The sequence below is a fragment of the Bdellovibrio sp. BIS2 genome, assembly GCF_055398295.1.
Map to the genome: position 1 here is coordinate 2,140,612 of NZ_AP035879.1, position 12,023 is coordinate 2,152,634.

Below are 12,023 nucleotides of genomic sequence, written 5' to 3' on the forward strand. Positions count from 1 at the left end.
GGAATAATAAAGATGAACGAAATCATTCTTGAAGCCAAAAATATCAAAAAACACTTCCCTATCAAAAAGGGTCTGTTGTTGCGTGAAGTGGCCAGTGTTAAGGCCGTGGACGATGTTTCCCTGTACGTTCGCAAAGGTGAAACTTTAGGTCTGGTGGGTGAATCCGGTTGTGGCAAGTCCACTTTGGGCAGAACTTTGATTCGCCTTTATGAACCCACCGCCGGTGACATCAACTTTGATGGCCAGGATTTCCTGAAACTTAAAGGCGAAGCTTTGCGCAAAAAACGCAAAAACATGCAGATGATCTTCCAGGATCCGTATGCGTCTTTGGATCCCCGTATGACCGTGGGCCAGATCATCCGCCAGCCTATGGATATTCATAACGTCGGCACTGCGGAAGAGCGCACTCAGCGCGTTTTGGAACTGATCGAAGTCGTGGGCCTGCGCAAAGGTCATGTGAATCGTTACCCGCATGAATTTTCCGGGGGTCAGCGGCAGCGCATTTCCATCGCCCGTGCGATTGCTTTGAATCCGGAACTGATCATTTGTGACGAGCCGGTCAGCGCCCTGGATGTTTCCATTCAGGCGCAGATTCTGAATCTGCTGAAAGACCTGCAGGAAAAGCTGAAACTGACGTATGTCTTTATTTCCCACGATCTTTCCGTGATCGAACACACCTGTGACCGTATCGCCGTGATGTACCTGGGTAAGATTGTTGAAATCGCCCCGCGTGATGAGCTTTTCAAAAATCCTCAGCACCCGTACACGCAGGCTTTGATCGGCGCGATCCCGCGCGTGGGTCACGGTAAAAAGAAAATGAAAAAATCCCTGGGCGGCGAAGTGCCAAGCCCGATCAACCCGCCTTCCGGCTGCTCTTTCCACACAAGATGTCCTTATAAAATGGACATCTGTTCACAAAAGACCCCGGTTTTGGAAGGTCAGGGAAATCATCAGAAGGCGTGCTGGCTTGAGTCCGCACCAAAGATGTCGGTTTAGTTTTGTTTTAAAGTTAATCAACAAGGAGAAAGTGATGTTGAAAAAGTTTGCGAAAGGTCTCTGCGTGGTTGCAGGTTTGGGCATGAGTGTCCAGGCTGTGGCAGCTCCGTCCAACACCGAACTTAAAATCGGTATCTCTCAGGAATTCGAAACCATGAATCCGCTGATCATGACCATGTCTGCTTCTGCTTACATGTACCGCATGGTGGGCCGTTCTTTGGTGGTTCTGACTCCTGAAGGCAAATGGGTCACTCAGCTTGCCAAAGAAATTCCTTCTTTGGACAAAGGCACTGCGAAGATCATCGAAGAAGGCGGCAAAAAGAAGATTGTAGCCAACTGGGAAATCATCGAAAGCGCCAAATGGGGCGACGGTAAACCGGTTATCTGCCAGGACTTCATCACTTCCCATACTATCGCGACCAGCCCGACTGTGAGCGTGGGTGAAAAAGAACAGTGGACTCAGGTGGAAAAGATCGACATCGATCCTAAAAATCCAAAGAAGTGCACATTCAAATACGAAAAAGCCAAATGGGATTTCTTCACTCTGGCTCAGTTCTTCCCGGTGCCAACTCACCTGGAAAAACCTGTGTTTGACAAACACTCCAAGCAAAAAGAAGGCTACGAGAAGAATTCCAATTATGTTCGCAACCCGACCAATCCGGGCCTTTACAACGGTCCTTATGTGATCAGCGAAGTCAAATTGGGTTCTCACGTGGCATTTGCAGCCAACCCGAACTTCTATGGCAAACAGCCGAACATCAAAAAAGTGATCGTGAAGCTGATCCCGAACACCGGGACTATGGAGGCCAACCTTCGTTCCGGCACAATCGACATGATCTCCACTTTGGGTCTGGATCTGGATCAGGCACTTGCTTTCGAAAAGAAAAACAAGTCTGAGAACCTGCCTTACGTGGTTCATTTCGTTCCGTCCGTGACTTACGAGCACATCGACCTTCGTTTGGACAATCCAATCCTGAAAGATGTGAACGTTCGTAAAGCGTTGTTGTATTCCATCAACCGCGACGACCTGGTGAAAGCGTTGTTCGAGAACAAACAACAAGTGGCTTTGCACAACGTATCCCCGAAAGATCCTTGGTTCACTGCGGATCCAAAAGAGATCACTGTGTACCGTTACTCCAAGCGTGAAGCCGGAAAACTTCTGGATGCTGCTGGCTGGACAATGGGTAAAGATGGCTACCGTTACAAAGACGGCAAAAAGCTTTCCATCGTCTTCCAGACAACTGCGGGTAACAAAACCCGTGAGCTGGTTCAGGTTTACCTGCAAAACCAATGGAAACAGGCTGGTATCGAAGTGCTGATCAAGAATGAACCAGCACGTGTGTTCTTCGGTGAAACCATGTCCAAACGCAAGTTCGAGGGCATGGCCTTGTTTGCCTGGGTTTCTTCTCCGGAAAACAGCCCGCGTTCTACGGTTTATTCCAAAGCTATTCCGAACAACAGCAACGGCTGGTCCGGTCAGAACTATCACGGTTGGACAAACGCAACTGTTGATAAAAACCTGGACGCTCTGGATCTTGAATTCAACGCGAAGAAACGCGCCGACCTGGTTCATGAAATCCTGAAGCTTTACACTGCGGAAGTTCCGGTTTTGCCACTTTACTACCGCTCTGACATTTCTGTGACTCCGAAAAACTTGAAGGGTTACAAAATGGCTGGTCACCAGTTCTACGAGACAAACAACATCGAAGACTGGAACCTGAACTAGATCCCTGACTCTGGAGGACCCCTGTTATGACTACATTCATCACCCGCCGCATTTTGCAGACACTCGCTGTGATAGTGATCCTGTCCTACGTGTGTTTCTATCTGATGAGCTTAATGCCCGGTGACCCGGTGGACATGATGGTGGCCTCCAATCCCAAAATCACCGCTGAAGACGTGGCCCGTCTGAAATCGTTGTACGGTTTGGACCAGCCGGTCTATAAACGTTACGCCAGTTGGATGGGCTCCATCCTTCAGGGTGATCTTGGTTACAGCCGTACCTATCGTGTTCCGGTTCAGGAACTGATGGGTCCCCGTCTGTGGAACACCTTCCTGCTTTCTGCAATTTCTTTGACCCTTTCCATTGCCATTGCCATTCCTCTGGGCGTGATCTCGGCGCTGAAGCCGGGAAGCCGAACCGATTACATTGTGAATCTGTTCTCGTTCGGGGGCATTTCCATCCCCTCATTCTGGCTGGCCATCGTCTTGATTATTCTTTTTGCCGTGAAATTCCCCATCTTACCGGCCGGGGGCACACAAACCATCGGAGCTTCGGATCTGGGCCTTTGGGCTGATATCAAAGACCGCTCTATCTATCTGATTCTTCCTGTCTTGAGTCTGTCCATTCAGCAGATCGGACGTTTCTCAAGATTCACCCGTTCCACCATGCTCGAAGCCATGCGCAATGATTTCATCCGCACGGCAAGAGCCAAAGGCCTTTCCCGCAAAACAGTGATCTGGCAGCACGGCTTCCGTAATGCCCTGATCCCGCTGATCACAATCCTGGCTTTGAGCTTCTCGGGATTGTTCTCCGGCGCCATTCTGACAGAGACTGTCTTTGCTTATCAGGGCGTGGGTAAACTTGTTTACGACTCCATCATCGGTAATGACTACAACGTGGCCATGATCTCTTTCGTGATTTCCGTCAGCATGGTTTTGCTGATGAATCTGGTAGCGGACATCATGTACGGCTTTGCGGATCCTCGCATCTCTTACCAATAGGATCATAAAGTATGAGCGAAATGACCATGAACGAAATTGAAATTGATTCCAACCAACTGTCAGCCAAAGATCGTGCGGAGCTGGAAAAAGCCCAGCCGATGTGGAAGATGGTTCTGTCGCAGTTTATGGATCACAAACTGGCTGTGGCTGGCGCTGTGATCATCAGCCTCTTCCTGCTGGTGGCTGTGTTTGCCGGCACCATTCAGGCCGTGACCGGCCTTGATCCGGATGCCCAAAACGTGGGGAACCGTTATCTGGCACCAATGACCACCGCCTCTGTGGGCCTGGACGTACGCGAAACCGAAATTGAGCGTTTCATCACCGAAAATCCGGAAGCGGCCGATGTCGTGCAAAAAGCTTTGGTTGAAAAAGGCATTGTGGCCGTGGCAGAAGCGGACGCGATCTATGAACTGGGGGCTCAGGAAATTTCCAAAGCCCTGTCGGATCTAAAAAGCTTGAACCTCGCTGAAACAGCAGGCCTGGTTTCCATGTTCAAGAACTTTGAAACCTTCCACCTGTTCGGCACCGATGAACTGGGACGCGATGTTTTCATTCGTCTGGTTTACGGCACCCGCGTTTCCATGGGTGTGGGTGTTTTGGTGGCATTGGCCTCGGCTCTGATCGGTCTGTTGATCGGAAGTATTGCCGGCTTCTATGGCGGTATCATTGATACATTCCTGATGCGTGTGACGGATGCCCTGCTGTCCCTTCCGCACATCCCGGTTCTGATTGTAATCGCGGCCATCGATCTTTCCAAGATCCCTTGGCTGAAGGCAATCATCAGCACGTCCAACGAAAGCATCTTTAAGATGATCATCATTCTGTGCCTGTTCTCATGGATGTCGGTGGCTCGCCTGGTTCGCGGAAGTATTTTGTCCATCCGTGAACGTGAGTTCGTTCTGGCAGCGCGCACTTTGGGTGCCAAGGACAGCACAATCATCATCCGCCACATGTTCCCGAACGTGATTGCACCTATGCTGGTGGCGATCACTTTGGGTGTAGGTGAATCCATTTTGTTTGAAGCGGCCTTAAGCTTCCTGGGTCTGGGGATCATGCCTCCGACACCAAGCTGGGGGAACATGCTGAACAATGCGCAAGAACTGATTTATCAGGCTCCGTTCCTGGCGGTTTTGCCGGGTCTGTTGATTTTCCTGACGACAGTCAGCTTCAACTATCTGGGTGACGGCCTGCAAGACGCCATCGATCCTAAAGCGATCCGTCGCTAGTTTTTACCACGGGGCCGTCATCCACGGTCCCTTGGCTCTTTTCTGATAGAACTCATCCAAAAGTTTGCGATTTTTCTTTTGCAGGTCAGGCTCCAGCCATGACTCCACGGCCCGCTGATATTCATTGGTCAGCGCCAATTTCTGCATTAGCTGATCCACCTTGCGAACAACATCACGACCCCAGGGATTTTTTGTGCAAGCCAGATGAAAAATGGCGGAAGGACGCGACTCTTTCACCGCTCTTGTTAAAAGCGGTTTTGCCGGGAATATCTTTTCGTTATAGGCCCGCACCACGGCCTCGTACTCAATCATGTAATCAAAACGTTTTTTCTCCACCATTTTCAGCAACGTGGTGTATCCGTCCGTCACACTCTTTTTCAGGGTCAGGTGCCCGTCCCGGGCAGAGACATCCTTCAGCAGACGATCAATCTCCGGACCATACGAGCGGTCTTTGACAAACACCCCGCGCCACATTTTATTCTTTATGAGTTCTTTCAAAGACACCTCTGGCGCAGATCCTTCCAGCACTTTTGCTCTTGCAGTCACCAGAACATATTCAAGAGGCACCTGAAAAGACAGCGCCGTGAAATAGGCCAGTTGTTCCCGCTCCGGCGTCATCAAGGCCGAACCCGAACAGATATTTTTATCAAGCTTCCAGAGTTCTATCGTCTTGGACATATCCGCCTGAACGTCAGTCAACTGATAGCCTGTCAGATTCTCCTCCAGAATCCGGCGCAAACGATCCACCCGGCCCATGTTGGCATTGGGCCCCTCCTGAATGTAATAAGGTTCCCAATCAGTCACAGCCCAGGGGATTGTGATTTTTTCTGTCTTCATCAACGGGGGCTGCGCTTGTCCCACACCCAGCAAAAATGCAAAAAATATGGAGGTCATTACCATGGTGTCCTCCTCTGGATTCAATTTACTCCCCTGGCTGGAAGTCTCCATATGTAATTTGACCCTTCTTCGCGTTCCCAGGGTGCCGACAAAAGACTGATCAAGGATGTAAAAAGGTAAGATCCAGCCCTCTTAAAGCCATTGTGGTTTGGCGCAACCCCGGCACGGATCTTGTTATAGGGGGCTATAGATAAATGGGGTTGATATGAAAACCGTATTCTCTTTCTTTGCCACTATTATGTTCTCGCTTTCAGCCATGCCACAAACTGCTGCAGAGCTGACCTGCCGCGCCCAGGCCAAAGAGATAGCTCTCCAGACCTACTCTTCCTGTATCACGGAAGCGCGCAACACTCAGGTTGAGGAAATCCGAAAAAATTATCAAAAAGAGCTCGCTGATCTGAAGTCCAAATACGACAAAGAGCTTAAGAAGATGGGTAACGGCAGTGCTAAAAAGGCCTCTAAGGCCGCTCCAGTGGCTCGCGAAGTTCAAGCCCCGGTACCAACCAAAGGCATCGCAAAACAGCTTCCAGGCAAAGCTCAGACTTCTGAAGCCATCCCCGTACAAACGGTCAGCGAAGGGACAAAAGTCGTTGCCGTGGGTTCTGAAGAAACTGACGGTCTAGAGAAAGAAGCCGCTGACGCCGATCAGGTCGAAATTATCGATATGCCAGTGGAATAACGCCAGACAAGCATTGATTTTCCTCCCAGACAGGTCTAAAAAGTGTACACTTTAAGAAATTTGGGAGGAACCCCATGGGTGAGTTTAGCCTTACGCACATTCTGCTACTAGCTGTTATCTTTTTGATTTTCTTCGGTCCAAGCCGTCTTCCACAATTGGGTCAGTCCATGGGTAAAGCCATCCGTGGTTTCAAACAAGGCCTGAACGAAATCGACGTTGATGCCAAAGACATTCACGACAACCAACAAGTTTCCCACCAGAACAAACAGTCTATGGGTCAAACTCAGAAACAAGGCGAAAACCAAAACTCCTAAGTTTTAGTTTTTTTGTTTCTCACTGAAGCCTTCCTGGAGCTAAGCTTTACTTAGAACCATGAAGGCTTTTTTATTTTATTCCCGTTACAGTCTTGCTTATCTCTTTGCCCTGCCGGCTTTGCTCGGAGCCGCCCTGGGTGGTGCATGGACCTTTTTGGGAGTCATTGGGCTTTTTGTGATCCACCCGATCTGGGATCACGTTCTGCGCACAAGACATGTGCCCCAGGCCCGCCCCAAAAGTCGCCTGCCCGATGCCCTGTTGATTTTCGCTCTTCCATTTATGTCGGTGTTCTTATTTACCGGAGTCATCCATTCACTGGATGCCACGGTTTTGGAACTGACAGGCCTTGTTCTTTCCTTCGGCGCCATCACCGGAGTCCTGGCCATCAATACGGCTCACGAGTTAGTGCATCGTCGTGAAAAACCCCTGCGCGGCTTGGGTGTTGGACTGTTGTTGCTGGCGAACTTTGCTCACTACGCCATTGAGCATGTTTACGGGCATCACAAAAACGTGGCAACACCGGAAGACCCCGCCACCGCCCGCAAGAATGAATGGATCTACACATATCACTTCCGCTCGTTCTTTGGCGGCCTGATAGATGCTTTCAAGTTTGAAAATAAACGCTTGAAAAGCAAGCCCGCCTGGCAGCGGTTTCGCCATCGCATTGTGTGGTATCTTCTTTTGCAGTTGGTGTTGTGTCTGGCGGTGTATGGGCTTTACGGAAACTCAGCCCTTCTGTTCTGGCTGGGTCAGGGGTTCGTGGGTGTGATTCTGCTTCAGACTGCGGACTATATTGAGCACTATGGATTGATGCGCACTAAAAAAGAAGACGGATTCTATGAAGGCGCCAAGGCCCTGCATTCCTGGGACAGTTATCAGGTCATCACCAACTACAGTCTGATCAATCTGGGATACCATTCCCATCATCACCTGAAAGCCACTTTGCCGTTCACTGAATTACAGGAACAGCCCGGTGCCATGAAACTTCCCCACGGCTATTCAACCATGGCCCTTTTGGCTTTTGTGCCGCCTTTGTACTTTAAGAAAATGAATCCGCTGCTTTCTCTACATCAGAAATAATACTGATGGCCCCGGCCTGAAGGTAAGCTTTCCCACGATCCAGATCATTCACTGTCCACAAAGCCACCGGAATCCCGCGTTCTTTGTAGGCGCGCACTTCGTTTGGAGTCACAAAGCGATAATCGAGATTCAAAGCGTTGGTTCCAATGTACGGAGCCAGCCAGAGTTTTTTCAGATAGATTTTATTTTCCGGATCGTCTTCCCCGGTCGCCAGCAGTGCCCGCGGCACTTGTGGCAACAGACGCCCCAGTCGCCAGATGGAAGCCGGGTTGAAACTTGAAAACATCACCTCTTTTTCACGGTGATATTTTCGCACAAGCTGAGCCACCCGTTTTTCCAGACGGGAATCGAATACCGCATTGCTTTTGATTTCTATATTTATCTTGGCAGGGATGTCTTGGGAGGCCAGCACTTCTTCCAGCGTGCAGGCTCCGGCCCAGGCCTTCAGGTCTGCGGCGGCCACATTCGTCACGCGCAGATCTTTTTGCGCAATTCGTTTTAAATCGCCGTCATGAAACACCACTGGCACTTCATCTTTTGACAGGCGCACATCCAGCTCAAACATCTGAAAACCCATCTCACGGGCCTTCACAAAGGACGAATAGGAATTTTCCTGGGCACCGGCTTTCCAGAATCCGCGATGCGCCTGCCAGGCAGGGGGCCTCACCCCTTCGGCTGGCCAGCTTTGCGCCTTCCAGGTTTTATGGCGATAAAACAAGAATCCTGCCACGGCCAGGACCAGCACCACGGCCATCATCAGCGCCGCGCCTTTTCTTCCACAAACTGCGGAAGCTCGCGCGTTCCCTGAATCTGCCAGCGACGCTGGATCTTGCCGTCTTTGACCTGCACGTGTCCTTTTAAGCGCGCTTCTTCATTCCAGGATCCCTCGGTGCTAAGCTTTCCGGTTTTGGAGGCCTGCGCCTGGAACCCCTTCCAAGAGAAGTCTTTCGCGCTTTTTGCACCCAACTGCCCGGTTAAACCAGAAAGATTCAAAACACCGTCATGCCACCACGAGTTCAAAGTCACCGGACGCAGCACCTCGGCTGTTGGCGAATTGGGTGAAACCTTCATGGACTGCACCTGGGCGTTCAGCAAAACCTCTCCCTTGCTCCAGTCAAAGGAGGCTCGGGTTTTCCCCAAGGCCACACCCTCAACATTCATGGAGTTCAAGCGCAGCAGACCTTTTAAGGACTGCACTTTGCCTTCTCCAAAACGCAAATCGCCGTCAAGACTCATCAGGCCGATCTCGCCTCCGTTGGTCATCAGCTTTTGCACTGGCAAAGCCAGTTGCAGTTCATCGATGTGGGTTTTCACCGCCACCGCTTTGAAATCACGATCGGCACGCAGACTTAAATCCCCGACAAAGACACCGCCACGGGGCTCGACGCGTTTAATCTGGAAACTCCATTGATCCTGATCCAAAGCAATGTCGCCGACCATGCTTTCAATCACCTGAAGCTCCCGCTGGCCTTTATTTGAAAAGACAAACTCAAGCCCGGCATGCTCCCCACTCATGCGCATTTTTTGATCCGACACGATCTCCGCACGTCCGGTGAAGCTTCCCAGGTGCCCCAGGATGCTGGTCTGCTTGGTGCGATTTAAAAGCACCAGCAATTTTTCGATGTCCAGTTTCTTCACATCGACAAGGATCGGTTCATACTTCAAAGGTTCCAGCGAACCGATGTTGATTTTTTCAACATGCATTTCCCCCAAGTCGCCTTCCAGGCGCAGATCGCGGATTTCCAAAGGCAGCGTGCGGATTTCATCCACCGGACCCGCCATGCGGGCTTTGGAAGACATCCACACCTGACGGCCGTTCAAGTCGCGGGAAGCCAACTGATATTTTTGCAGAATAGCCAGAATCTGACTTAAGGGGATGTGCTTCAAATCAGTTTCCACAGCCAGCAACTGGTCGCCCAAAGTGTAATTGGCAATCACACTGTAGTGCCCTTCACGCCAGTTTCCAAAGAAGTGGGCCTGCACTGCCGCTTCCGGGGACTCTTTGTATTGCAGATACAGATTTGCGTGGGACAGATAATCCCCGACCTGACTGTCTTTCATCAGATGGGTTTTTGCGGTGACTTCAATCACTTTGGGTTCAAAGGATTTTACTTTCACTGCAAAATTCATCAGCTCTGTTGAATACTGCGGATGTTTTGCTGAAGTGATCTTCAGGGTGCGAACCGAAATCCCCCGCACATCGTTACGGTACTTCTGACTTTGTTCTGAAGGCGACAGCGTCACGGCCGGTCTTGGGCGGCTGGCCGGGATCTGTTCCGGATCAGTGGGGTCACAGTCCTTGAAGTCGTCTCGCAAAGTCAGAGTCACGCTGTTGGCCTCCACCACCCGCACGGGGGCCCTGCCTTGAATCAGATTCAAGAACGACAATGGCAGGCGAAGCTCATCAATTTCCATCACGGGCGCAGCCCAGCAGGTCTGACTGGATTCCATACGCACATTGGAGATGATCACTGCGAAGCGTGGCAGAATGCCGTTGCTCAAACTGACGTGAGCGGAACCAAAGCTGACTTTAACGTCTTTATGAATGTGGCTTGCGGCTTTTTCAATTCGCGCTGCCAGCCGGGCCGGCGACAGCAGGGATTTGGTGGTGTAACCAAGAAGAAACGCCAGAATCAGACCGGTCAGAAGAATGGTCATTCCAGGTTGTTCAGCAATAAGATGTCGGTCTGAGAGGCGTCTGCGCGAGTCCATGACCCATTCTCACAGAGAAGGTCATGGACCGACAAGAAAATTACTTATACTCGAAGGAGATGATTTCGAACTCTTTGTCGCCTTTAGGGCTTTGTACGGTCACGGTGTCGCTGTCTTTTTTACCGATCAACGCGCGCGCCAAAGGAGACAGGATGGAGATCATGCCTTTTTTCACGTCCGCTTCATCCACACCCACGATTTGGTATTGGAATTCTTCTTCGGACTCAGTGTCTACGATCTTAACAACCGCACCGAATACGATACGGTCTGCTTTGATTTGCGCAGTGTCGATAACATCTGCACCCGCCAGTTTGCCCTGAATTTCAGCAATACGACCTTCAATCATGGCCTGGCGCTCTTTAGCTGCTTCATACTCAGCGTTCTCAGAGATATCGCCTTGAGCGCGAGCTTCTTCGATCGCCAGAATCACGGACGGTCTTTCTTCCAACAGAAGCTTTTTCAACTCTGCATCCAGCAGCGCTTTTCCGCGGATGGTCATAGGAAGTTTATCAGGTGTAGCAATAGCCATTTCAGCTCCAGTGTTAGAAGGACATTTGTTTTACAGGATTCCCGCGGGCTTTTCAATGCACTTATGACGCTTAGCAATACTAAGGGTTCAGAAGTATCCTTTTCGGATGCGGGGCATTACAATTAGTCCATGGGCGCTAAGAAAAAGACCGAAATCATCTGCCGTTGCAATAACGTGAGTCGAGAGACCATTGAGCAGGCTATTAAAAACGGCGCCACGACCCTGAATGACATCTTCGACACCACGTCGGCCGGGGTTGGACCCTGCGGGGGGTCTTGCCGCCGCAAGCTGGGGCCTCTTTTGGATTATTATCTGAAAAATGGAACCTTCCCGGACAAGATCACCGAGGACCTGACCGGAAAAGCCCCGGTCCCCCCGAAAAAAGACACCTAGGCGGTCTTTTTACCCAATCGGAAATCAATGATCTTTTGAACCTCAGGACGACAGGTCCCGCAGTTGGTGCTGGCGTTGGTTTGACGGCTGACCACTTCCGTGGAATGAGCCCCGGCGATGATCGCCTGATCCACGGTGTGCGCAGAAACAGAACGGCAATGACAAAGCTCTTCCTCACAATAAGGGAAAGCCCACTCTCCACGCAGACGTAAAATCATTTCCCGCAACAGCAGGCTGGAATGATCCTGAGCTTCCGGCAACGGCCACTTTTTCAGGTCGGCCCCGAAGTTTTTGCGCATTGTCTGCATCATATCCATAAACTGGGAACAACCCATGATCGAAACCTTTTCAACAGGGCCTGGTGCCTGGGCGTTGTCCCCCTGGCACTGAACTTCAATAAAATCACGGCCTTCAAGCTCTACTTTGATCTTCATAATAAGCTCTAAGTTTAGAGGAAACGCCCGGTTTTCCC

At 50.7% G+C, this 12,023-nt stretch carries 13 protein-coding genes; 8 read left to right on the forward strand and 5 right to left on the reverse strand.

Annotated features, from left to right (window positions below; all coding sequences use genetic code 11):
* Positions 1–12 precede the first annotated feature (12 nt).
* The 4 genes from ACZ520_RS10350 to ACZ520_RS10365 are packed head-to-tail and all read left to right on the forward strand — an operon-like array spanning position 13 to position 4,946.
* Positions 13–996: an ABC transporter ATP-binding protein gene (locus ACZ520_RS10350; protein WP_088565092.1), complete on the forward strand. Its 984-nt coding sequence runs from the start codon at positions 13–15 to the stop codon at positions 994–996.
* Positions 997–1,030: 34 nt separating this feature from the next.
* On the forward strand, positions 1,031–2,722 hold the full coding sequence (locus ACZ520_RS10355; RefSeq protein WP_464125337.1) for a peptide ABC transporter substrate-binding protein: 1,692 nt from the start codon (positions 1,031–1,033) through the stop codon (positions 2,720–2,722).
* A gap of 26 nt (positions 2,723–2,748) precedes the next feature.
* Positions 2,749–3,720: an ABC transporter permease gene (locus ACZ520_RS10360; RefSeq protein WP_374033217.1), complete on the forward strand. Its 972-nt coding sequence runs from the start codon at positions 2,749–2,751 to the stop codon at positions 3,718–3,720.
* 11 nt (positions 3,721–3,731) lie between these two features.
* Entirely contained in the window at positions 3,732–4,946 is a 1,215-nt protein-coding gene (locus ACZ520_RS10365; RefSeq protein ID WP_417870127.1) for an ABC transporter permease, read from the forward strand.
* Positions 4,947–4,949: 3 nt separating this feature from the next.
* Here ACZ520_RS10365 and ACZ520_RS10370 read toward each other — a convergent pair whose 3' ends face one another.
* On the reverse strand, positions 4,950–5,840 hold the full coding sequence (locus ACZ520_RS10370; RefSeq protein ID WP_464125339.1) for a TIGR02285 family protein: 891 nt from the start codon (positions 5,838–5,840) through the stop codon (positions 4,950–4,952).
* Between the two features lie 208 nt (positions 5,841–6,048).
* On the opposite strand from ACZ520_RS10370, the gene ACZ520_RS10375 reads away from it, so the two are divergent.
* The 3 genes from ACZ520_RS10375 (at position 6,049) to ACZ520_RS10385 (ending at position 7,917) form a co-directional block, all read left to right on the forward strand.
* A complete protein-coding gene (locus ACZ520_RS10375) occupies positions 6,049–6,522 on the forward strand; it encodes a hypothetical protein (protein ID WP_374033219.1) in 474 nt (157 codons plus the stop codon).
* A gap of 74 nt (positions 6,523–6,596) precedes the next feature.
* Positions 6,597–6,836: a Sec-independent protein translocase subunit TatA/TatB gene (locus tag ACZ520_RS10380; RefSeq protein ID WP_011164633.1), complete on the forward strand. Its 240-nt coding sequence runs from the start codon at positions 6,597–6,599 to the stop codon at positions 6,834–6,836.
* Between the two features lie 58 nt (positions 6,837–6,894).
* On the forward strand, positions 6,895–7,917 hold the full coding sequence (locus ACZ520_RS10385) for an alkane 1-monooxygenase (RefSeq protein WP_464125342.1): 1,023 nt from the start codon (positions 6,895–6,897) through the stop codon (positions 7,915–7,917).
* Here the strand turns inward: ACZ520_RS10385 and ACZ520_RS10390 are convergent.
* From ACZ520_RS10390 to greA, 3 genes are all read right to left on the reverse strand, one after another.
* On the reverse strand, positions 7,877–8,674 hold the full coding sequence (locus ACZ520_RS10390) for a glycerophosphodiester phosphodiesterase (RefSeq protein WP_464125344.1): 798 nt from the start codon (positions 8,672–8,674) through the stop codon (positions 7,877–7,879). The two genes, ACZ520_RS10385 and ACZ520_RS10390, sit on opposite strands and share 41 nt — an antisense overlap.
* Positions 8,674–10,575 carry an AsmA family protein gene (locus ACZ520_RS10395; RefSeq protein WP_416480537.1) on the reverse strand — a complete coding sequence of 634 codons (1,902 nt, stop codon included), beginning with the start codon at positions 10,573–10,575 and terminating at the stop codon, positions 8,674–8,676. Before ACZ520_RS10395 ends, ACZ520_RS10390 begins: the two co-directional genes overlap by 1 nt.
* Before the next feature lie 94 nt (positions 10,576–10,669).
* On the reverse strand, positions 10,670–11,158 hold the full coding sequence (greA, locus tag ACZ520_RS10400) for a transcription elongation factor GreA (RefSeq protein ID WP_088565084.1): 489 nt from the start codon (positions 11,156–11,158) through the stop codon (positions 10,670–10,672).
* A gap of 129 nt (positions 11,159–11,287) precedes the next feature.
* Between greA and ACZ520_RS10405 the strand changes: the two genes are divergently transcribed.
* Positions 11,288–11,551 carry a (2Fe-2S)-binding protein gene (locus ACZ520_RS10405; protein ID WP_088565083.1) on the forward strand — a complete coding sequence of 88 codons (264 nt, stop codon included), beginning with the start codon at positions 11,288–11,290 and terminating at the stop codon, positions 11,549–11,551.
* Here ACZ520_RS10405 and ACZ520_RS10410 read toward each other — a convergent pair.
* Positions 11,548–11,985: a (2Fe-2S)-binding protein gene (locus ACZ520_RS10410; RefSeq protein ID WP_088565082.1), complete on the reverse strand. Its 438-nt coding sequence runs from the start codon at positions 11,983–11,985 to the stop codon at positions 11,548–11,550. The two genes, ACZ520_RS10405 and ACZ520_RS10410, sit on opposite strands and share 4 nt — an antisense overlap.
* Positions 11,986–12,023 lie beyond the last annotated feature (38 nt).

Excerpts from the sequence above, each read along its gene's own strand:
- ACZ520_RS10350 (WP_088565092.1), top strand. The coding sequence starts at position 13 with ATGAACGAAATCATTCTTGAAGCCAAAAATATCAAAAAACACTTCCCT.
- ACZ520_RS10355 (WP_464125337.1), top strand. The coding sequence starts at position 1,031 with ATGTTGAAAAAGTTTGCGAAAGGTCTCTGCGTGGTTGCAGGTTTGGGC.
- ACZ520_RS10360 (WP_374033217.1), top strand. The coding sequence starts at position 2,749 with ATGACTACATTCATCACCCGCCGCATTTTGCAGACACTCGCTGTGATA.
- ACZ520_RS10365 (WP_417870127.1), top strand. The coding sequence starts at position 3,732 with ATGAGCGAAATGACCATGAACGAAATTGAAATTGATTCCAACCAACTG.
- ACZ520_RS10370 (WP_464125339.1), bottom strand. The coding sequence starts at position 5,840 with ATGACCTCCATATTTTTTGCATTTTTGCTGGGTGTGGGACAAGCGCAG.
- ACZ520_RS10375 (WP_374033219.1), top strand. The coding sequence starts at position 6,049 with ATGAAAACCGTATTCTCTTTCTTTGCCACTATTATGTTCTCGCTTTCA.
- ACZ520_RS10380 (WP_011164633.1), top strand. The coding sequence starts at position 6,597 with ATGGGTGAGTTTAGCCTTACGCACATTCTGCTACTAGCTGTTATCTTT.
- ACZ520_RS10385 (WP_464125342.1), top strand. The coding sequence starts at position 6,895 with ATGAAGGCTTTTTTATTTTATTCCCGTTACAGTCTTGCTTATCTCTTT.
- ACZ520_RS10390 (WP_464125344.1), bottom strand. The coding sequence starts at position 8,674 with ATGATGGCCGTGGTGCTGGTCCTGGCCGTGGCAGGATTCTTGTTTTAT.
- ACZ520_RS10395 (WP_416480537.1), bottom strand. The coding sequence starts at position 10,575 with ATGACCATTCTTCTGACCGGTCTGATTCTGGCGTTTCTTCTTGGTTAC.
- greA (WP_088565084.1), bottom strand. The coding sequence starts at position 11,158 with ATGGCTATTGCTACACCTGATAAACTTCCTATGACCATCCGCGGAAAA.
- ACZ520_RS10405 (WP_088565083.1), top strand. The coding sequence starts at position 11,288 with ATGGGCGCTAAGAAAAAGACCGAAATCATCTGCCGTTGCAATAACGTG.
- ACZ520_RS10410 (WP_088565082.1), bottom strand. The coding sequence starts at position 11,985 with ATGAAGATCAAAGTAGAGCTTGAAGGCCGTGATTTTATTGAAGTTCAG.